The sequence below is a fragment of the Rhodoferax ferrireducens genome, assembly GCF_049302455.1.
Classification (GTDB): Bacteria; Pseudomonadota; Gammaproteobacteria; order Burkholderiales; family Burkholderiaceae_C; genus Rhodoferax; species Rhodoferax ferrireducens_B.
Window position 1 is genome coordinate 41,677 of the sequence record NZ_JBAQMD010000085.1, and the last position, 18,954, is coordinate 60,630.

20 protein-coding genes are annotated in these 18,954 nt (G+C 61.3%); 10 read left to right on the top strand and 10 right to left on the bottom strand.

From position 1 onward, the window contains the following. The first annotated feature begins 8 nt into the window (after window positions 1–8). Window positions 9–299: a hypothetical protein gene (locus WA157_RS14875; protein WP_011464848.1), complete on the top strand. Its 291-nt coding sequence runs from the start codon at window positions 9–11 to the stop codon at window positions 297–299. On the opposite strand, the gene pgeF is transcribed toward WA157_RS14875, so the two are convergent. Beyond that, the gene (gene pgeF / locus WA157_RS14880) at window positions 231–1,010 is read right to left on the bottom strand and encodes a peptidoglycan editing factor PgeF (protein ID WP_422621740.1); all 780 of its coding nucleotides are present in this window, start codon (window positions 1,008–1,010) and stop codon (window positions 231–233) included. The genes WA157_RS14875 and pgeF overlap by 69 nt on opposite strands. A gap of 48 nt (window positions 1,011–1,058) precedes the next feature. Further along, window positions 1,059–2,789, bottom strand: coding sequence for a 30S ribosomal protein S12 methylthiotransferase accessory factor YcaO (ycaO, locus tag WA157_RS14885; protein ID WP_422621708.1), 1,731 nt, complete (start codon window positions 2,787–2,789; stop codon window positions 1,059–1,061). Window positions 2,790–2,889: 100 nt separating this feature from the next. Between ycaO and WA157_RS14890 the strand changes: the two genes are divergently transcribed. The 7 genes from WA157_RS14890 (at window position 2,890) to WA157_RS14920 (ending at window position 8,692) form a co-directional block, all read left to right on the top strand. Next, window positions 2,890–3,192, top strand: coding sequence for an antibiotic biosynthesis monooxygenase family protein (locus WA157_RS14890; protein ID WP_422621709.1), 303 nt, complete (start codon window positions 2,890–2,892; stop codon window positions 3,190–3,192). Between the two features lie 33 nt (window positions 3,193–3,225). Next, a complete protein-coding gene (locus WA157_RS14895) occupies window positions 3,226–3,921 on the top strand; it encodes a fumarylacetoacetate hydrolase family protein (protein ID WP_422621710.1) in 696 nt (231 codons plus the stop codon). A 26-nt stretch (window positions 3,922–3,947) separates the two neighbouring features. Further along, window positions 3,948–4,430 carry a TRAP transporter small permease gene (locus WA157_RS14900; RefSeq protein WP_422621711.1) on the top strand — a complete coding sequence of 161 codons (483 nt, stop codon included), beginning with the start codon at window positions 3,948–3,950 and terminating at the stop codon, window positions 4,428–4,430. Then, complete coding sequence (locus WA157_RS14905) at window positions 4,427–5,770, top strand: TRAP transporter large permease (RefSeq protein ID WP_422621712.1); 1,344 nt, start codon at window positions 4,427–4,429, stop codon at window positions 5,768–5,770. Before WA157_RS14900 ends, WA157_RS14905 begins: the two co-directional genes overlap by 4 nt. 18 nt (window positions 5,771–5,788) lie before the next feature. Beyond that, window positions 5,789–6,880, top strand: a complete 1,092-nt coding sequence (locus WA157_RS14910; RefSeq protein ID WP_422621713.1) for a TRAP transporter substrate-binding protein — start codon at window positions 5,789–5,791, stop codon at window positions 6,878–6,880. A gap of 23 nt (window positions 6,881–6,903) precedes the next feature. Continuing rightward, window positions 6,904–7,449 (top strand): NUDIX hydrolase, encoded by a 546-nt coding sequence (locus WA157_RS14915; RefSeq protein ID WP_422621714.1) that lies wholly within the window; start codon window positions 6,904–6,906, stop codon window positions 7,447–7,449. A 103-nt stretch (window positions 7,450–7,552) separates the two neighbouring features. Next, window positions 7,553–8,692, top strand: coding sequence for an exonuclease domain-containing protein (locus WA157_RS14920; protein ID WP_422621715.1), 1,140 nt, complete (start codon window positions 7,553–7,555; stop codon window positions 8,690–8,692). A gap of 125 nt (window positions 8,693–8,817) precedes the next feature. Here WA157_RS14920 and WA157_RS14925 read toward each other — a convergent pair whose 3' ends face one another. From WA157_RS14925 to WA157_RS14945, 5 genes are all read right to left on the bottom strand, one after another. Beyond that, window positions 8,818–9,372 (bottom strand): flavodoxin family protein, encoded by a 555-nt coding sequence (locus WA157_RS14925; RefSeq protein WP_422621716.1) that lies wholly within the window; start codon window positions 9,370–9,372, stop codon window positions 8,818–8,820. A 97-nt stretch (window positions 9,373–9,469) separates the two neighbouring features. Then, window positions 9,470–9,880 carry a DoxX family protein gene (locus tag WA157_RS14930; protein WP_422621717.1) on the bottom strand — a complete coding sequence of 137 codons (411 nt, stop codon included), beginning with the start codon at window positions 9,878–9,880 and terminating at the stop codon, window positions 9,470–9,472. A 41-nt stretch (window positions 9,881–9,921) separates the two neighbouring features. After that, window positions 9,922–10,623 (bottom strand): pirin family protein, encoded by a 702-nt coding sequence (locus tag WA157_RS14935; protein ID WP_422621718.1) that lies wholly within the window; start codon window positions 10,621–10,623, stop codon window positions 9,922–9,924. A 196-nt stretch (window positions 10,624–10,819) separates the two neighbouring features. Further along, window positions 10,820–12,010 (bottom strand): alpha/beta hydrolase family esterase, encoded by a 1,191-nt coding sequence (locus WA157_RS14940; RefSeq protein ID WP_422621719.1) that lies wholly within the window; start codon window positions 12,008–12,010, stop codon window positions 10,820–10,822. Window positions 12,011–12,054: 44 nt separating this feature from the next. Then, window positions 12,055–12,480 (bottom strand): CopG family transcriptional regulator, encoded by a 426-nt coding sequence (locus tag WA157_RS14945; protein WP_422621720.1) that lies wholly within the window; start codon window positions 12,478–12,480, stop codon window positions 12,055–12,057. Between the two features lie 265 nt (window positions 12,481–12,745). On the opposite strand from WA157_RS14945, the gene WA157_RS14950 reads away from it, so the two are divergent. Beyond that, window positions 12,746–13,351, top strand: coding sequence for a CHRD domain-containing protein (locus WA157_RS14950; protein ID WP_422621721.1), 606 nt, complete (start codon window positions 12,746–12,748; stop codon window positions 13,349–13,351). On the opposite strand, the gene WA157_RS14955 is transcribed toward WA157_RS14950, so the two are convergent. Together WA157_RS14955 and dnaB are read right to left on the bottom strand one after the other, a co-directional pair. Continuing rightward, window positions 13,348–13,779 carry a YbaN family protein gene (locus WA157_RS14955; RefSeq protein WP_422621722.1) on the bottom strand — a complete coding sequence of 144 codons (432 nt, stop codon included), beginning with the start codon at window positions 13,777–13,779 and terminating at the stop codon, window positions 13,348–13,350. The genes WA157_RS14950 and WA157_RS14955 overlap by 4 nt on opposite strands. After that, a complete protein-coding gene (gene dnaB, locus WA157_RS14960; protein WP_422621723.1) occupies window positions 13,742–15,148 on the bottom strand; it encodes a replicative DNA helicase in 1,407 nt (468 codons plus the stop codon). The genes WA157_RS14955 and dnaB overlap by 38 nt, the downstream gene beginning before the upstream one ends. Window positions 15,149–15,655: 507 nt before the next feature. Here dnaB and WA157_RS14965 point away from each other — a divergent pair. Further along, window positions 15,656–16,462: an NF038132 family protein gene (locus tag WA157_RS14965; protein ID WP_422621724.1), complete on the top strand. Its 807-nt coding sequence runs from the start codon at window positions 15,656–15,658 to the stop codon at window positions 16,460–16,462. A gap of 390 nt (window positions 16,463–16,852) precedes the next feature. On the opposite strand, the gene acs is transcribed toward WA157_RS14965, so the two are convergent. After that, the gene (gene acs / locus WA157_RS14970; protein WP_422621725.1) at window positions 16,853–18,850 is read right to left on the bottom strand and encodes an acetate--CoA ligase; all 1,998 of its coding nucleotides are present in this window, start codon (window positions 18,848–18,850) and stop codon (window positions 16,853–16,855) included. Window positions 18,851–18,954 lie beyond the last annotated feature (104 nt).

Consider the following 18,954-nt stretch of genomic DNA (forward strand, 5'->3'; position numbering starts at 1 on the left):
ACTCATTTATGTACATCGTGCCCCTTGCCTGGTTGTATGTTGCGCTCATGATGGCCGTGGCAGAAGCCACCAATTCAAACGGCACGCTGTTGGGCGCGCTCATCACCTTTGTGTTGTATGGGCTGGTTCCGGTGGCCCTGGTGGTTTACCTGATGGGCGCACCGTCCCGCCGCCGCGCCATCAAGGCCAGAGAGGCCGCAGAGTTGGCCAAAATGACGGCCGGAAAAGCGTCAGTCCAGCCAGATGCAGGCGGCCATGCGGCCACTGACGCGGTCACGCCGGTGCGAAAAGAACCTTGACGTTTGGCCGACCGTGCACCATGGGCTTGTGCCGTCGTTGCCGTAAATTTCGGTCACACCCAGGGCACGCAGCCGCAAGCGGGCCAGGCCCTGCAGATCCGCCAGCCATTTGCCGTCGCCCTGCGGCCTGAACATGGCCCGCGCTTGCCCGTCCTGCGCCACAAACGCCGCGCGCACCTCATCACCGACCTCAAACGCCCGCGGTCCAATGCAGGGGCCTAACCATGCTATTATTTCAGTAGCTATAGACGCTTTATCCACGGGGGCTAGAGCCCTGAAAGACTCTATAACCTGCTCCAGAATGCCGCGCCCGCCCAGCCCAGCCAAGCCACGCCAACCGGCATGCGCCGCCGCCACCAGACTGCCCTGTGCGTTGGTCAAGAGCACCGGCAGGCAATCAGCCACCATGATGGTGCAGGCCACGCCGGGCTGAGCCGTGAGGCAGCCATCGGCCACAGTGCCATGTGCGGTATCGACTGAAACCTGTTCGACCTGCGCACCATGCACCTGCGACAAGAAAACCGGCCGCGCGCCCAGGGCCTGTTCCAGTCTGAGGCGATTGGCCTGAACAGCCAGCGGGTCGTCGCCCACGTGATCGCCCAGATTGAACGCGTCATACGGTGCCACCGACTGGCCACCGGCGCGCGTGCTGCACACCGCATGCACATTGCCGGGAGCGGGCCAACGGGGAACCAGCCAGTCGGGATGCAAACTCACGTCTGATTCAGTCGTTTTTCAAGCCTGTGCGCCCTGCTGCCATCACGCATGGCTGGCACGGACCTTGTCATAAGCCGCCAACAACTTGTGGTGCATTTCACAGCCATCAAGCGCCAGGCCCGGCGCATTCAAACCCATGAAACGGTCGGTCTGCATGATGAGCGCGTGCGCCTGCGCCACGGCCCCGGCACCGTACAACTGGCGCAAGGCGTCCATATACGGTCCACTGTCGCCCATCTCGGCCAGATTGATGATGCTCTCGATGCAGGCGTAAACCGCGCGCCGCTGCGGGTTGAGTTGCGCAAAGTGCTTGATCCAGTCACAGCCCTCCAGCGTGGCCGCTTCATCACCAATGGCCAGCGCCAGCAGGGTCTTGAGCTCGCCCACGCGCAAGTCGCTCCAGAATGAGCCGGCATCGGCGGCCAGCCCGATCACGCCGGCCACCGGGCGCTGATCGGCCAGCGCCGACTCGTTGAGCGTATCGAGGAGGTCTGAACATTCTTCGTCGTCGAGATCGGGCAGATTCAAAATCGCTTCACGGATGCTGTTGCCCACGCTGTTGTTCTCAAACGCCAGGTCATCCACCGGGTAAATCTCGGACATGCCCGGCACCAGGATGCGGCAGGCATAGACGCCCAGGTGGGTGAAGTCGGCAATGTAGATGTCGCGCCCGTCCTTGTGAATGCGATCCACCGCCCAGGCGTAATCCTCGGCCGTGGTGTTGCTGAAGTTCCAGTCGACAAACGCGTGATCCGGCTCGTCGCCCAGAAACTTCCAGTGAATCACACCGCTGGAATCGACAAAATGGATTTCGATGTTGGTGGAGCTGCCAACCTCTTCCAGATCAAAGCCCGGTGCCGGAAAGCCTGCCAACGAATCGAGCGCACGGCCCTGCAGCAGCTCGGTCAACGCACGCTCCAGCGCAATCTCAAAGCGCGGGTGCGCGCCAAAACTGGCAAAGCAGCCTTGGTCTTCGGGGTGCAACAGCGTCACATTCATCACCGGGTATTGGCCGCCCAGCGAGGCATCCTTGACCAGAATACCAAAGCCGGCTGCGCGCAGGGCGGCAATACCAGCCGCAATGCGCGGATAGCGGGCAATCACAGCCTGCGGCACATCGGGCAGGCAAATGCCTTCGCTGATGATGCGGGCCTTGACGTGGCGCTCGAATATTTCCGACAAGGCTTGCGTGCGCGCCTCCGCCTGCGTGTTGCCGGCCGACATGCCGTTGCTGACATACAAATTGCCAATCACATTGACCGGGAAGTAGGTCACCGCGCCGTCACGCTGACGCACATAGGGAATGGCGCAAATACCGCGATCAAAGTTGCCGGAGTTGAACTCCACCAGGCTGCTGGCTTCAATAGTACCTTCGGGGTTGTAAAACCGATGCAAATCGGCGTTGAGCAATTCAGTTGGCCAACTGCCGTCTTCACCGGGCGCAAACCAGCGCTCCTGCGGGTAGTGCACATAGGGCCGGTTGGCAATATCGGGGCCCAGGTAATAGTGGGTCCAGAAATAATTGGTCGAGAGCCGTTCAAAAAACTCGCCCAGGGCGCTGGCCAGACAGGCCAGCCGGGTGGCGCCTTTGCCGTTGGTGAACATGAGCGGGCAATCGCGGTCGCGAATATGCACCGACCAGATGCCGTCCACCGGATTCAGCCAGGAGCGCTCCTCAATATGAAAACCAAGCGCCTGCAGCCTGGTTTGATGGTTGTTGATGGTGGATTCAAGAGAGGCATCTTTGCCGGGGATAAAGTTTTGTGTTTGCATGGGGTCGCAGCATACCGCAGGCCCAAAGGCGTCGAGTGGTCGAGGGTCTAACGTTAAACTTCGCTGCCTGTCAATACCGAACACAACAACGGAGACTTTCATGATCCTCGAACTCGCCGACATCCGCATCCTCCCTGGCCAGAACGCCGCTTTTGAAGAAGCGATCCAGCGTGGTTTGAAAACCGTCATCCATGAGGCCAAAGGGTTTCAGGGCTACAAGGTCAACCGGGGGATTGAAAACGCCGAACGCTATGTTCTGCAGATTTTCTGGGACACGCTGGAAGACCATACGGTGGGTTTTCGCCAGTCGCCCGCCTTTGCCGAGTGGCGCGCGATTGTCGGGCCGTTCTTTGCGGGCGCGCCGAACGTCGAGCACTTCGAGTTGGTCGCCAAATCGGCCTGAATCTGATGACCGCCTGACAGAAAGACAAACGCCATGCCTTACGTTTTTAATCCAGCCCCCATCGTGTCCGTCCCCGTTGTGGGGAGCGCCGCGCGCTTTCCGGTGCACCGCATTTATTGCGTCGGACGCAACTACGAAGATCACGCCAAAGAGATGGGCTTTACCGGCCGCGAGCCACCCTTTTTCTTCATGAAACCGGCTGACGCGGTGCTGGTCGTCAACGCGGGCGAGACGGCCCGCCTGCCCTACCCCAGCCTGACCAAGAATCTGCACCACGAAATCGAACTGGTCGTGGCGATTGGCACGGGTGGCAAAAACATCCAGGCGGCCGATGCCCATCAGCACATCTTTGGCTACGCCGTGGGTCTGGACATGACGCGGCGCGACCTGCAAAACGAGATGAAAAAACAGGGCCGCCCCTGGTGCATTGGCAAGGGCTTTGATGCCTCGGCGCCGATTGGTCCCATCACCCCGGCAGCGGCGGCCGGCGACATCGCCCAGGCCGAAATTTATCTGCAGGTCAATGGCCAGGATCGCCAACGCAGCCAGGTGTCCAAGCTGATCTGGTCCATTGCCGAAGTCATTGAACACCTGTCTGCCGCCTGGGCGCTGCAGCCGGGCGACCTGATCTACACCGGCACGCCCGAAGGTGTCGGCGCCGTGGTGACGGGCGACACGCTGCAGGGCGGCGTCACCGGCCTGAGCGCCATCACGCTCACGGTCGAATAACGCCCCAACGCCGCGGAAAAAGCCGTTTGCGCCTTCTCGCATCGCTGGCCAGGTTGTGCGCCATTCTGGGCGGCAGCCTGCTCACCGCGATCACCCTGCTGACCTGCGCCAGCCTGATCGGGCGCAACACGCTGGGCCTCACCCTGGCCGGTGACTTTGAGCTGACAGGCGTAGCCAGCGGCGCGGCGATTGCCTTGTTCCTGCCCTGGTGCCAATGGCAGCGCGGCAACATCGCGGTCGATTTTTTCACCGCCAAAGCCAGCATTAAAACCACGCTCCTGCTGGACCGCTTGGGCGCGCTGCTGCTGGCAGGCGTGATGGCGCTGCTGGCCTGGCGCACCGGCGTGGGCGCGCTCAACGCCCTGCAGTCCCATTCCGGCACCATGCTGCTGGACTTTCCCGAGTGGCTGGTATATGCCAGCATGGTGCCGCCGATGGTGCTGACCGCGCTGATTGCGCTCGCACAAAGCTTCGGTGGCGGCGCCGTGCATTCTGAGGGGCGTGTATGAGTCCGCTGCTGCTCAGCCTGATGATCACTGCCCTGATGCTTGCCCTGATGGGGCTGCGCGTGCCGATTGCAGTGGCCATGTTTGTGGCCGGCGCAGTGGGCTACGTCCTGCAGGCGGGCTGGGGACCGTTCAGCAATTTTCTCAACAGCCTGGCTTTTGCCCGCTTGGCCAACTACGAGCTGTCGGTCATTCCCCTGTTCATTTTGATGGGCCATTTCGCCACCCAGGGCGGCATCTCCAAGGCGCTGTTTGGTTTTGCCAGTGCCGTGATGTCGCGCTTCAAGGGTGGCCTGGCGATGGCGACTGTGCTGGCCAGTGCGGCGTTTGGGGCCATTTGTGGCTCGTCGGTGGCCACGGCAGCCACCATCACCTCGGTGGCGCTGCCCGAGCTGACGCGCCACGGCTACTCCGGCCGGCTCGCCACCGGCACGCTGGCGGCCGGCGGCACGCTGGGCATTTTGATACCGCCCTCGGTGCCGCTGGTGATCTATGCCATTTTGGCCGAGCAGAACATTGCCAAGCTGTTTGCGGCGGCTTTTGTACCGGGCCTCATCGCCATGCTGGGCTACATGATCGCCATTGCTGTCTATGTACGCCTGGTGCCGGGCCATGCACCAGACCATGACGCGCCCCTCAACCCGTCCCAGGGAGATCGCAGCAGCCCCCTCGCGACACAGGCGCTGCGCGGCGTCGTGCCGATCGCGCTGGTATTTTTGACCGTTTTTGGCGGCATTTACGGCGGCTGGTTCACCCCCACCGAGGGCGCCGCCGTGGGCGCGGCGGCCACATTGGGGGTCGCGCTGCTCAAGGGTGAACTCAATTTTGCCAAGCTCAGATATTGCTTTTACGCCGCGGCGCAAGGCTCGGCCATGATCTTCCTGATCTTTCTGGGCGCCGACTTGATGAATTCGGCGCTGGCACTGACCCAGATGCCCAACCAGCTCGCCGCCGTGGTGCAAAGCTGGGGCTTGCCGCCCTTGTGGGTGGTATCAAGCATCTTGCTGTTTTATGTGGTGCTGGGCGCGGTGATGGACGAGCTGTCGATGCTCTTACTCACCATTCCCATTTTCTTTCCGCTGGTGATCGGGCTTGACTTTGGCATGCCGCCCGAGTCGGTCGGTATCTGGTTTGGCATCATGGTGCTGATGACGGTCGGCTTTGGCCTGCTGGCGCCACCGGTGGGGCTCAATGTGTACGTTGTCAATAGTCTGGCACCCGGGGTGCCGATCGCAGAAAGCTACCGCGGCGTGCTGCCATTTTTGGTCAGCGATGTGTTGCGTACACTCCTTCTTTTGTTCTTTCCCGGCATCTCACTGTGGCTGGTTAAATTCATCACCTGACACCTTCAATACGCCATCATGCAAAGACGCACCCTGCTCAAAACCAGCGCCGCCCTGGCACTGACAGCGCCCGCTCTCAGCCAGGCCGCCGCCACCGTCACGCTCAAGTTCCACACCTTCATGGCACCGCAGTCCAACGTGTGGCAGAACATGCACCTGGTCTGGATGGACAAGGTCCGCAAGGAGTCAGGTGGCCGCATCCAGTTTGAGGCCTACCCGGCGATGCAACTGGGCGGCAGCCCGGCGCAACTGTACGACCAGGCCAAAGACGGCGTGGTGGACATTATCTGGACCATCCCGGGCTACACGGCGGGCCGCTTCCCCCGGATCGAAGTGTTCGAGCTGCCCTTCATGATGAGCAATGCCGAGGCCACCTCAAGAGCCTGCTGGGAATACATGCAAACCATGGCGTTGGATGAGTTCAAAGACACACAAGTGCTGGCGCTGCAGGTGCATGGCCCTGGCGTCTTCCACACCAAAGACAAACAAATCAAGACGGCCGCCGACCTCAAGGGCCTGAAAATGCGCGGCCCGACCCGCCAGGTGACCAAAATGCTGGGCTATCTGGGCGCCATACCGGTAGGCATGCCGCTGCCGGCCATTCCTGACGCGCTGTCCAAAGGCACCATCGACGGCGCCGCGCTGCCCTGGGAAGTGGTGCCATCGGTCAAGGTGCATGAACTCACCCGCTTCCACAGCGAGTTTGACCCTGCCGGTGGCGCGCTCTACACCGCCACCTTTGTGCTGGCGATGAACAAGGCCAGCTACCAGGCACTGCCACCTGATTTGAAAAAAATCATCGACAACAATTCAGGCCTGCAGACCTCGGGCTGGCTGGGCCGGGTGCAACAAGCCGGAGACGCCGCCGGTCGGCAGGCCGCGCTGGCGCACAAAAATACGATTTACACCATCCCGGCGCTGGAGGCGCAAGAGTTCAGACGCAAGGCCGCTGTGGTTGAAGTGGCGTGGGTCGAAGACATGAACCAGCGCGGTTTTGACGGCCGTCAGTTGCTCACGACGGCGCGCGCTCTGATTGCGAAACACAGCAAGGTGGCGGCAAGCCCGGCTTCAGCCATCGCACCCGCCATCACCCGGCCGAAAAAGACTTAATTTTTTCAAATTACACTGTCTTCATGCTGCGCACGCCCATCAAACACTGCAAAAACTGCGGCACCGCCGTGATTTACCGGCTGCCGGACGATGGCGACACCAAAGAGCGCGCGGTGTGTCCGGCGTGCAGCACCATTCACTACGAGAATCCACTCAACGTGGTGGGGACCGTGCCCTACTGGGGCGACAAGGTCTTGCTGTGCAAACGCAATATCGAGCCGCGCTTTGGCAAATGGACGCTGCCCGCCGGCTTCATGGAAATGAACGAGACCGTGGCCGAAGGCGCAGCGCGCGAAACGCTGGAAGAATCGGGCGCGCAGTTTGCCATGGAAGGTTTCTTCTCGCTGCTGAACGTGCCCCGCGTGGGACAGGTCCATGTGTTTTACCTGGCGCGCCTGCTCAGCGACGTGTTCGTACCCGGTTTCGAGACCATCGAAACGCGGCTGTTTGCCGAGCATGAAATTCCCTGGGACGAAATCGCCTTCAGGACTGTCAAGGAAACGCTGGAACACTACTTTGCCGACCGTCGCAACGGGCGCTTTGGGACCCATGTCCTTGATATCGACTGAAATCCTGCAGCTTGGCCAGCTGTGGTTCTACCGCGTGGGCGGCTTTGTGCTGCTCAATGTGCTCGACGACCCGGCCTGGCTGGCGCTGATGTTTTGTTGAGCCATGCTGCCCTGCTACGTTTTACTTGACCTGGAGACCACCGGTGGCAATCCGGTGCACGACCGCATCACCGAGATTGCCGCCGTGCGGATTGAAAACGGGCAAGAGGTGGCGCGCTGGAGCACGCTGGTCAATCCGGGCTGCTCGATCTCCCCGTTCATCCAGCACCTGACCGGTATCAGCAACGCCATGGTGCGCGGCGCCCCCGGCTTTGAGACAGTGGCGCAGCACTTGCTGGCACTGCTCGACGGCGCCGTGCTGGTGGCCCACAACGTGCGCTTTGACCACGGTTTTTTGCTGAACGAACTGGCCCGCCTGGACGTGGCGCTGCGGGTCAAGACCCTGTGCACGGTGCGCCTGTCGCGCCTGCTGTACCCGCAACACAAGGGCCACGGTCTGGACGCCATCATGCAACGCCACGGCATCCGCACGCTGGAGCGCCATCGCGCCATGGGCGATGTGGAAGTGATGCAAGCCTGGCTCCAGATTGCCCGGCAGGAGCACGGCACGGCCTTGCTCGGGCAACAGGCACTGGCGCTGTTGCAAAGCAGCGCCACCCTGCCCCCGCAACTGGAGACCCGAGTGGCTGACATCCCCGAATCGGTTGGTGTTTACATTTTTTATGGTGAAGGGCCGCTGCCCCTGTACATCGGCAAGAGCATCAATCTGCGCAGCCGGGTGCTGGCGCATTTTCAGGCTGCCAGCCGGGCGCCGCGTGAGATGCGCATGGCCCAGGAGATCCGGCGCATCGAGTGGCTGGAGACTGCGGGTGAAATCGGCGCCCTGCTGCTGGCGGCCCGTCTGGTGAAAGAAAAGCAGCCCGCCTACAACCGCCAACCGCGCCTGCAACTGGCGCTGGCGCAGCAAAAGTTGCTGGTCTGGCCCTATCCCGGCAAGGTGGGCCTGCGCGAGTACAACGCCCGCAGCGAGCGCACGGACATCCATATCTTTGATCAGTGGTGTCACCTGGCCACGGTGCAAGATGAAGCCGAACTGACGGACGCCCTGGGCAGCCGCAGCACACCGGCGTTTGACCTCGATACCTACCGGCTGCTGCTGAAGCACATCGCAGCACCGGGCAAAGGCAAATTCGAGTTGATCGACTGGACCGAGAAGCAGCAGCAAACGCTCAACTCGCTATAAAAATAATAGCTATATACGCAAGCAATACGGGGGCTAGAGGCCAAAAAGCCTTATATAGCCGGGCCAATCACGAACAGCCACGCAACGGTCACTGCAAAGAGCAACAGCGACGCGGCCGGTTCGCATCAGGCATTGAACTTCGCAGCCACCTCGGCCACGCGCTTGCCAAACAGTTTGGCGGTGTCGAGGTCGCCTTGCGGCATTTCTGCGGGCGATGCGTCCGACGGCGACTGTGCCATGGCACCAGCCGAAGAACCCAGGTAGTTGACGTCGTTGCGTTGCGCCGCCTTGGCGTTGTTTGGCAACATGCCGGTGCCCGCCCAGATGCCGCTGTGCTGCATCGCCAGGGTGAACAGGTAATGCAGGGTCGAGTGCTTGTCGCCATTGATGGTGGCGCTGTTGGTAAAGCCGGCAAACACCTTGTCTTTCCAGGCCTGGCTGTACCAGGGCTTGCTGGAGGCGTCGGCAAACTTCTTGAACTGCCAGCTCACGCTGCCCATGTAGGTCGGGCTGCCCATGATGATCGCATCGGCGGCATTGAGCGTGGCCCAAGCCGCGTCCGTCAGATTGCCTTCGGCATCAATCGGAACCAGCTCGGCGCCCGCGCCGTCTGCAACCGCTTGCGCCATGCGCAGGGTGTGACCATAACCCGAGTGAAAAACTACTGCTACTTTTGCCATTTGGAATTTCCTTGATGAGGTGCGAAAGAAGGAGGTCTGCGGCGCAGACCTCCGTGATCAAAAAAGTGATGCGTCGTGCCGGGGCCTGTGGGTCAACTCAGTCTTGACGCCTGGCGTCCAGGCTCCAGGCACCCGCGCCATGGGCCGCCAGCAGCAGCAGGCCGCCGACCACCGCGATGTTTTTGTAGAACATCAGTTGCTGCATCATCGCCTGGTCAACCGGCACGCCCCAGAAGTTGTGAAAGAAAAACGTGGCGACCAGCGTGAACGCCGCCAATGCCAGCGCCGCAAAGCGGGTTCCAAAACCACTGATCAAGGCCAGCGAGCCGCCAACCTCCACGATGATGGCAATGACAGCGCCCAGTGCGGGCATCGGCAGGCCTTTGGAGCCGATGTAGCCGACGGTGCCGGCAAAGCCCGCGATCTTGGAGATGCCCGCCGGTAAGAACAGCAGGGCGAACAGCAGGCGACCGATCAGCGTCAGCGGGTTTTGAAGAGTTGTCAACATAGCGAAGTCCTTTTGGAGTTTAAAAAAATGAAATTGAATAATCAGAGGGTCAGGTCGAACACCAGCACTTCAGCATCTTTGCCATGTGTCAGATTGACCTGGATTTCGTCGGCCAGCAAGGCCGCGTCACCGGCGGCCAAGCGTTGGCCATTGACGTCGAGTTCACCGCGCACCAAATGCACGTAACTCTTTCGATTGGGCGCCAGCGTGAGTTGGGCGGACTGGTTGCCGTCCAACAAGCCCGCGTACAGGCGCGCATCGGCATGAATCGTGACCGAGCCCTGGGCACCATCGGGCGACGCGACCAGGCGCAACTGGCCCTGCTTTTCGGTATCAAGAAAGGTCTTTTGCTCGTAGCTGGGTTTGACACCCAGCACATTGGGCGCTATCCAGATTTGCAGCAAATGGGTGGTGGCATCGGGCGCGTGGTTGAACTCGCTGTGCTGCACGCCGGTGCCGGCGCTCATGCGCTGCACATCGCCGGGCGGGATCGCCTTGATGTTGCCCATGCTGTCCTGGTGCGCCAGCTCACCCGAAAGCACGTAGGTGACGATCTCCATGTCGCGATGGCCATGCGTGCCAAAGCCCTTGCCGGCCGCGATCCAGTCTTCATTGATCACGCGCAGATTGCCCCAGCCCATGTGCTGCGGATCGTAATAACCGGCAAAAGAGAAACTGTGAAAGGACTTGAGCCAGCCGTGGTCGGCATAGCCGCGTTCCTGCGATTTGCGAACTGTCAACATAGCAAGTACTCCTTGAATGACCCGTACTTTAGGTGCATCCAGGGCGGCTGACACCCCCTCACTTTGACGACATCATTCAAATTATTCGAATTAATAATGCCTTTAAAGCTTAATTCTCATCCTGAAGGCATGCCAATCCACTGCTATTTCGATAGCTACACAGGCTTACAGCACGAGGGCTAGCGGCCAATTTGTCTTAAACATCGCCACGCGTCATGGGGTGGTCAAAAAAGAAACGCAGCATTTCAAGCGTGGCATCGGGGCCGCTCGCATCGGTGTAGGAGCCACTGGCGTGGCCACCCGACCATGCGTGCCCGGCCCCATGCACCAGCCAGTGCTCGGTCAAAGCCTGGCCTTGGTCGCCATGCTGGATGGAACGTGTGTAGCGCCGCCCCTGGGCCGAGACGCCCTGCTCCACCCTCGCACGGCCTGGGGGGCGAGCATGTGAGTCCTGCCCGCCGGCGGCAGCGACCAAGGCAGCGGCAATCACCTGCTCGCCATTGCGCGGATGCACGGTCTGGTCCTGGTCACCGTGAAATACGATGGTGGGTATGGGTGTGCGCGGCTGCAGCAGCGATTTCGGCACCGCGCCAGCGGGCCCACCCCTGGCCCGCTCGACGATGCCAACCTGGCCGCTCTTCATCACCATGAACGCCTCCGCGACATTGCTCGCGGCGCCACTTGGCAAGCCGGAGTGAACGCCGACGGCCGCAAACAGCTCCGGGTAGGCCGCCGCGACGATGACGGCCATTGCGCCACCGGCCGACAAACCGGCGATATAGACGCGACGCGCATCAATGCCGTGCTGTTGGATCACCGCCTGCGTCAGGCTGGCGATCAGGGCCGGTTCACCCCGGCCGCGCTCCTGGTGCTTGTGCTCGAACCAGTTCCAGCAGCGTGACGGGTTGACGTCCGGGGACTGCTGCGGGTACAGCACGAAGAAGCCCTGCTCGCGGGCGCGCTCATTCATGGCGGTGCCCGCGGCAAAATCATCCGCGTCCTGGGTGCAGCCGTGCAGCATCACCACCAGCGGCATTGGTTTGCCGGCACGACCCGGCGGTAGATAGAGCTTGAAGTGGCACGTCAACGCCGCATGGGTGTGTGTGCCGCTGATGAACTGGCCGGCGCCGGCATCGGGGGCGCCCGGCTTGCGCGCATCCACCTTGGACGCACGGCTATCCAGCATCCACGGCGACGGCACCTGCATCGCGGCGCCGGGGAGCAGGTAACACCCGGCATCCGCCCACGGGTTGGCGGGGCCGGGCGCCACGCTCGCGGCGGCCGTGCCACGCAACGCGCTTTGGATGGCCTGGGTCGCTTCATTCAAGCGACCCGCTTGCGTCAATCGTGTGGCGGTGCGCATCAGCTCCTGAAGGGTCTTGTTCATACAAACTTTCTTGGGTTGGAGTGGCGAGGGCTTCAAGGGGAAGATCAGCGCCGGCGATTGGCCAGCGCAGCCTTCACCGCCGGGCTGGCCTGCAACGCGCCCAGGACTTCCAGCGAGTCGATGGTGGCCAGGGCCAACTCAGGCGTCACGTCAGGCGCGATCGTCACCAGCCCGAGGACGCGAATCTGCAGCGTCTGCCTGGCCGCCTGCAGCGCGCGCAGGTCATCGGCGCTGAAATGCTGCAGACCCAGCACCAGCATCTTGCGCGCCACCACCTGCCGCACCGCTTCCGAGTGGGCCCCGAGCTGATTGCGGATGGCAGTGCGGATGAAGTCGGTCCGGTTGCTGTAAAAACCCTCGGCAACCATCAGGTCAACGTGCCCCAAGTCGACAAATCCAAGGTTGATGGTGATCTTCTCCGAGTCCGCCAGCTTGGGCTTGACCGCAAGGGGTGTGATGTTTTGATTCATGATGCCATCTTATCACCATCCATGTGGATGGTTAATGGATGGCATTAAGGGTCAATACACGTCATAAATCCAAGACATTTTGTCGGATTGGCTTACACACTGTCATTGGGGCCAGCCAGCGTTTGACGGCAAAAAGCCCGGCGAGGCCCGTCCAGCTTGGCTTGCGGCCACAAGGGGCCTGCCTTGGTGTGAAATTTGCTTGTGCCGGCGTCCTCAAGGGCGTGTGAAATTCTGGACCTGCACCCCGACACCAAGGAGATCAGCCATGGAAAAAATTCTGACGATTTTTGCCTTCGCCGCGGCGTTTTTCGGCGCCCCTGCATCCCAGGCATCCCCGGTGGCCTTCACCGCCGTCCTGGACGGACCAAGCGAGGCAATCCCGAATGCATCGCCGGGGACCGGCAGCGCAACCGTCATCATTGACGCGGCGGCGCACACCATGGACGTCTCAGTCACCTTCTCGGGGCTTGTCGGCCTCACCACCACGTCCCACATTCACTGCTGCACCGCCGCCCCGGACAGCGGCGCCGCCGGCGTGGCCACATCAACGCCGACCTTCCCCGGATTCCCATCGGGGGTTACCGCCGGCTCCTACAGCCACCTGTTTGACATGAGCGACGCAGCCTCCTACAACCCCGCCTTCATCACAGCGCAAGCTGGTGTCAGCCAGGCCGAGGCGGCGTTGTTCGCCGGCATGTTCGCCGACAGCGCCTACTTCAACATCCACACGTCCGAGTTCCCGGGCGGCGAGATTCGCGGATTCCTGCACGCCGTTCAGGCCGTGCCCGAACCGGGCAGCCTGGCGTTGCTCGGGCTGGGGCTGGCGGGGCTCGCCCTCAGCAGACGCAATCACCGCACCTCACTTCATTAGCTGGGCTCGCGCGACGTTGGCAGGCTCCACAACCAGGCTGCCACCCCGGAGCAGCAAATCCCGGGGATCCAGCGCACCTGCACAGGCATCATCCACCACGCGAGCGCCGAACTCAGGATCATCATGACCAAGGCAAACTGCTTGGCACGCAAAGGCACGGCGCGGTTGGCGCGCCAGTCTCGCACCATCGGGCCAAAGCGGTGATGCGTCAGCAACCACTGCTCATAACGCTGACTGCCACGGGATATGCAATACGCCGCCAGCAGAACAAACGGGGTGGTCGGCAATACGGGCAACACGATGCCGATGACACCGATGGCCAAAAAGATGGCGCCGCAGACCAACCAGATCCAGCGCTGCCAGCGCGGACGTGACCCTGTTGCTGCAGGCTTAAAAATCGCCACTCCCTCCAGACGCCAGCGACTCAAACTTGGTGATGGTGTTCAGGAACGCCAGCTTGACCACGCCGGTGGGGCCGTTACGCTGCTTGGCAATGATGATCTCGGCCACGCCCGGCTCTTTGCAGGCGTCCTTGGTGTAGTACTCGTCGCGGTAGATGAACATGATGATGTCGGCGTCCTGCTCAATGGCGCCGGACTCGCGCAAGTCACTCATCATCGGGCGTTTGTCGGGCCGCGTCTCCACACTTCGGTTGAGCTGCGACAGCGCAATCACCGGGCATTGCAATTCTTTGGCCAGCATTTTCAGGCCCCGCGAAATCTCGCCCAGCTCAGTAGCGCGGTTTTCGCCGTCGCTGTTGGACCCACTCATCAGCTGCAAATAGTCGACCACGATCAGACCGAGCTTGCCGCACTGGCGCGACAGACGCCGTGCGTTGGCGCGCAGTTCGCTGGAGGTCAAGCCCGCCGTTTCGTCAATGTGCAGGGAAATGGTGCGCAGCTTCTCGATCGCCTCGGTCAGACGCGGCCATTCCTCGTCCGTCAGCTTGCCGGTGCGCAAGTGGCCCTGATTGATACGCCCGATGGAGCCCACGATACGCACCGCCAGTTGCGCGGCGCCCATTTCCATCGAAAACACGGCCACCGGCAGGCCTTCGTTGAGTGCCACATGCTCGGCGATGTTGATCGCCAGCGCCGTTTTGCCCATGGACGGCCGCGCCGCCAGCACCACCAGATCGCCGGCCTGGAAACCAGCCGTCATGCGGTCCAGGTCATAAAAGCCGGTCGGCACCCCGGTGACATCGTTGGGGTTGTCGGCCATCTCCTGCACCCGGTCCAACAGCGCCACCACCAGCGAGTCCATGGCCTGGAAACCCTGGCGGGTGCGCGCGCCCTCTTCGCCGATGTTGAAGATTTTTTGCTCGGCCTCGTCCAGAATCGCGGCCACGGCCCGACCCTTGGGGTTAAAGGCGTTGGTGGAGATTTCATCGCTGGCGGCCACCAGCTTGCGCAGAATCGAGCGCTCCCGCACGATCTCGGCGTAGCGGCGGATGTTGCCCGCACTGGGCACATACTGGGCCAGCGAGTTGAGGTAAGCCAGGCCGCCGATTTCTTCGGCCTTGCCCTGGTTTTGCAACTGTTCAAACACCGTGATCACGTCGGCCGGTTTGGTTGCGTTGATCAAGGCGCCCAGCGCCATAAACACCATGCGGTGCTCGTAACGGTAAAAATCACCCTCGGTCAACAGGTCGTTGACACGGTCCCAGGCGCCGTTGTCGAGCAGCAGCCCGCCCAGAACGCTGGACTCGGCTTCGATGGAGTGCGGGGGAATGCGCAATTGCGCGACTTGGGCGTCTTGACCGTAGTCAAAAGGCACAGCAGAAAGTACAGCAGACATGGGGGTGAGGTTTTCCTTTGAGCCGTCGATACTACGCCAGCGACAGGCCAACGTCGAATGAAAAGCTGGGCACAAGCCCTTTAAAAGCTGTGGACAAACTGTGGAAATTGCGGGACAAATCGCTTCTATGAAGCTATTGCCCCGAAGGATGTAACAGTTGTCCGGTCACGTCATGTCATTTCCAACATGAATGCTGCAATTCGCAACGGGGTGATTGAGCGGCGGATGCACAGCGGCGGTCGTTCTCCATTCCTTTATCTGCAGCGTCTTTTGGCCTCAAGTAATCCCCCGCCCTGGTCTGTATTGCCCCCTGTTACATGAACGGGAGCGCCACGCGTTCAACAATCCATCTGGCCCTGTTGCGGCGTCGGGTTTTCTTACAGTGGAGCGACATCAAGTGGCCAACTCGCGACCAATATCCTTGATTTTCCTGTGTTTTTTCTTTATGGCCCAAATATTGCTTTTCGTTTTCAAACTTCGTTTGGGAGTTGATTAAGGAGAAAAGAAATGGATAAGCGGATTCAAATTTTCGGGTGGATGGTCAGCACTGCGTTAGCGTTGAGTGTCGGCGTGGCGCACGCGGCACCGCTGCCAGCCGGCTGGACCACCAACGGCAATGCCGGCAGCTTCACGGCGGCCGACGGCGTGGTGACGCTGGTGCCTGGCTTCAGCTCCTACCAGTGGATGTCGACCAGTGGCGCTCCGACGGGCGGCGGCACACTGCCTACTGGTTCGATCGGGATCGAGACCAACGGCACCACCGTGCAGACGCCAACCTTCACAGTGGCCACTGGCGACAAGCTGAACTTCTTCTTCAACTACATCACGTCGGATGGAGTGCAGTACACAGAGTATGCGTGGGCTGCACTGTTCGGTGGCACCAGCACCTTCGAATCCTACCTGTTCACAGCGCGCACCACCACCAGTGGCGACACCGTGCCGGGCTTCGGGCTGCCAGGGCTCGGCGCAGGCGTTTCGCTGATTCCAGCGTCCACGCCGATCATCGCCGGCGGTCCGGCGTTCTCGCCGCTTGGCAGCTCCTCAGGTTCCTGCTACGGCGGCAGTGGCCAGGGTTGTGGCTACACCGGCTGGATCGAGATGGACTACACGTTCACCGCGGATGGCGACTACTCGCTGAAATTCGGTGTCACGAACGCGCTGGACTCTGCCTACCAGAGCGCGTTTGCGGTCGCCGGCGTGGCCATCAACGACGTGCCGATCGACGACAACAAAGTGCCGGAGCCTGCGACGCTGGCGCTCTTGGGCATCAGCCTCGCCGGACTCGGCATCTCGCGCCGCCGGCGTCAGGTCTGACCCTCGGGGTCTTCGTGCATCCAACGGCGTCGCGGGCTTGCGCGGCGCCGTTTGCATTTTGGCGGCCCGCTCGGCTGTCACGACGCCGGTATTGCGGCCACGTTGCCCAAGCCCCTGATCTCCAAAGCAATGGACCAGAGGACGCTGCAGCCAAGCCGAATCCTTCAGGCCAACTGAATCGATTCGATCCAGTTCTCAGCTTTGACCCATCCGGGGAACGAATCAAGGCTCGAACCAACAGCATCGATCAGACCCAACATGGCACCAGCGTCGCCAAGATAAAAGCCCGCAAAGCGGGCTTTTATCAGCTGGCAAATTTATGTCATTTCAGCCTGTAGCCCCCGTAGTACGGACGCATGCAGCTACAAATAACATAGCAACAAGCTATCCTCAGTAAGTCTGCCCCAACTGATCCAGAATCGCCGGATTTTCCAGTGTGGAGGTGTCCTGGGTGATGGTCTCACCCTTGGCCAGTGAGCGCAGCAGGCGGCGCATGATCTTGCCGGAACGGGTCTTGGGCAGGTTCTCGCCAAAGCGGATGTCCTTGGGTTTGGCAATCGGGCCAATTTCTTTAGCCACCCAGTCGCGCAGTTCCTTGGCAATGGCCTTGGCTTCATCACCGGTGGGCACCGGACGCTTGAGCACCACAAAGGCACAAATCGCCTCACCGGTCATATCGTCCGGGCGCCCGACCACCGCAGCTTCGGCCACCAGATCGGTCTTGGCAACCAAGGCCGACTCGATTTCCATCGTGCCCATGCGGTGACCTGAGACGTTGAGCACGTCGTCGATGCGGCCGGTGATGCGGAAGTAACCACGATCGACACTGCGCACCGCGCCGTCCCCCGCCAGATAAACCGTGCCGCCCAACTCATCCGGGAAATAGCCTTTTTTGAAGCGCTCCGGGTCGTTCCAGATGGTGCGGATCATCGACGGCCAGGGGCGCTTGACGACCAACAAGCCGCCCGATCCATTGGGCACATCGTGACCCGCTTCGTCCACGATGGCCGCCATGATGCCGGGCAGTGGCAAGGTGCAGCTGCCTGGAACCAGTGGCGTGGCTCCGGGTAGCGGCGAGATCATGTGGCCGCCGGACTCGGTCTGCCAGAAGGTGTCCACAATCGGGCAACGCTCATGGCCGACGTGTTTGTAGTACCACATCCAGGCTTCGGGGTTGATCGGTTCGCCGACCGTACCCAGGATGCGCAGGCTCGACAGATCCGAGCGATCAGGGTGGACTTTTGCATCGGACTCGGCCGACTTGATCAGCGCACGGATGGCAGTCGGCGCGGTGTAAAAAATGCTGCACTTGTGGCGCTCGATCATCTGCCAGAAGCGCCCGGCATTGGGGTAGGTCGGGATGCCTTCAAATATGATTTGCGTGGCGCCGGCTGCCAGCGGTCCATAGGCCACGTAGGAGTGGCCGGTGATCCAGCCGATGTCGGCGGTGCACCAGAACACATCGGACGGCTGCAGGTCAAAGACCCAGTCCATCGTCAGCTTGGCCCACAGCAAGAAGCCGCCGGTGGAATGCTGCACGCCCTTGGGTTTGCCCGTGGAGCCCGAGGTGAAAAGAATGAACAGGGGATGCTCGGCACCCACCGCCACCGGCGCGCATTCGGTGCTTTGCCCGGCCAATGCATCGGTGAACGTCACGTCGCGCCCGGCAACCATGTTGCAGGCGGTGGTGGCGCGCTGGTAGACAAAAACCGTCTTGATCGACTCGCAGCCGCCCAGACCCAAGCCCTCGTCCACAATCGATTTCAAGGGCAACTCTTTGCCGCCGCGCTTCTGGTAGTTGGCCGTGACCACCGCCACCGCACCGGCGTCCATGATGCGTTCTTGCAGCGCCTTGGCCGAAAAGCCGCCAAACACCACGCTGTGGATGGCACCAATGCGGGCGCAGGCCTGCATGGCAATCACGCCTTCAAGTGACATCGGCATGTAGATCAGGACGCGGTCGCCCTTGTTGATGCCATGGGCCTTGAGTGCGTTGGCAAACTGGCTGACGCGGGCCAGCAATTCCTTGTAGCTGGTCTTGGTGACGGCACCGTCGTCGGCTTCAAAAATGACGGCTGTTTTATTCTCGACCGGCGTACCCATGTGCTTGTCCAGACAATTGGCCGAAGCGTTGAGTTCACCGTCTTCAAACCATTTGTAGAACGGTGCATTGGACTCGTCGAGGGTTTTGGTGAAAGGTTTGGTCCAGACCACGTTTTCGCGTGCCAGGCGAGCCCAGAAGCCTTCAAAATCTTTCTCGGCTTCGGCGCACAGCGCGTTGTAGCCGTCCATGCCGGAAATACGCGCGGCCTTGACGATCGCCTCGCTCGGCGGGAAAACACGGTTTTCAACCAAGGTGGATTCAACGGCGGTGGATGGTGAACTCATGGGTAGGTCTCCTCTTGTTAAAAATGCAAGGCGTAAATGTGAAGCCTGGCACTTACAGGCCACTGACGTGCCTGAATACCGAAGGTGGCACCACTATTGACTCC

What these genes read in the sequence shown, in the direction of transcription:
- WA157_RS14875 (WP_011464848.1), top strand. Translation starts at nt 9, where the DNA reads ATGTACATCGTGCCCCTTGCCTGGTTGTATGTTGCGCTCATGATGGCC.
- ycaO (WP_422621708.1), bottom strand. Translation starts at nt 2,789, where the DNA reads ATGCAAACACAAAACTTTATCCCCGGCAAAGATGCCTCTCTTGAATCC.
- WA157_RS14890 (WP_422621709.1), top strand. Translation starts at nt 2,890, where the DNA reads ATGATCCTCGAACTCGCCGACATCCGCATCCTCCCTGGCCAGAACGCC.
- WA157_RS14895 (WP_422621710.1), top strand. Translation starts at nt 3,226, where the DNA reads ATGCCTTACGTTTTTAATCCAGCCCCCATCGTGTCCGTCCCCGTTGTG.
- WA157_RS14905 (WP_422621712.1), top strand. Translation starts at nt 4,427, where the DNA reads ATGAGTCCGCTGCTGCTCAGCCTGATGATCACTGCCCTGATGCTTGCC.
- WA157_RS14910 (WP_422621713.1), top strand. Translation starts at nt 5,789, where the DNA reads ATGCAAAGACGCACCCTGCTCAAAACCAGCGCCGCCCTGGCACTGACA.
- WA157_RS14915 (WP_422621714.1), top strand. Translation starts at nt 6,904, where the DNA reads ATGCTGCGCACGCCCATCAAACACTGCAAAAACTGCGGCACCGCCGTG.
- WA157_RS14920 (WP_422621715.1), top strand. Translation starts at nt 7,553, where the DNA reads ATGCTGCCCTGCTACGTTTTACTTGACCTGGAGACCACCGGTGGCAAT.
- WA157_RS14925 (WP_422621716.1), bottom strand. Translation starts at nt 9,372, where the DNA reads ATGGCAAAAGTAGCAGTAGTTTTTCACTCGGGTTATGGTCACACCCTG.
- WA157_RS14930 (WP_422621717.1), bottom strand. Translation starts at nt 9,880, where the DNA reads ATGTTGACAACTCTTCAAAACCCGCTGACGCTGATCGGTCGCCTGCTG.
- WA157_RS14935 (WP_422621718.1), bottom strand. Translation starts at nt 10,623, where the DNA reads ATGTTGACAGTTCGCAAATCGCAGGAACGCGGCTATGCCGACCACGGC.
- WA157_RS14940 (WP_422621719.1), bottom strand. Translation starts at nt 12,010, where the DNA reads ATGAACAAGACCCTTCAGGAGCTGATGCGCACCGCCACACGATTGACG.
- WA157_RS14945 (WP_422621720.1), bottom strand. Translation starts at nt 12,480, where the DNA reads ATGAATCAAAACATCACACCCCTTGCGGTCAAGCCCAAGCTGGCGGAC.
- WA157_RS14950 (WP_422621721.1), top strand. Translation starts at nt 12,746, where the DNA reads ATGGAAAAAATTCTGACGATTTTTGCCTTCGCCGCGGCGTTTTTCGGC.
- dnaB (WP_422621723.1), bottom strand. Translation starts at nt 15,148, where the DNA reads ATGTCTGCTGTACTTTCTGCTGTGCCTTTTGACTACGGTCAAGACGCC.
- WA157_RS14965 (WP_422621724.1), top strand. Translation starts at nt 15,656, where the DNA reads ATGGATAAGCGGATTCAAATTTTCGGGTGGATGGTCAGCACTGCGTTA.
- acs (WP_422621725.1), bottom strand. Translation starts at nt 18,850, where the DNA reads ATGAGTTCACCATCCACCGCCGTTGAATCCACCTTGGTTGAAAACCGT.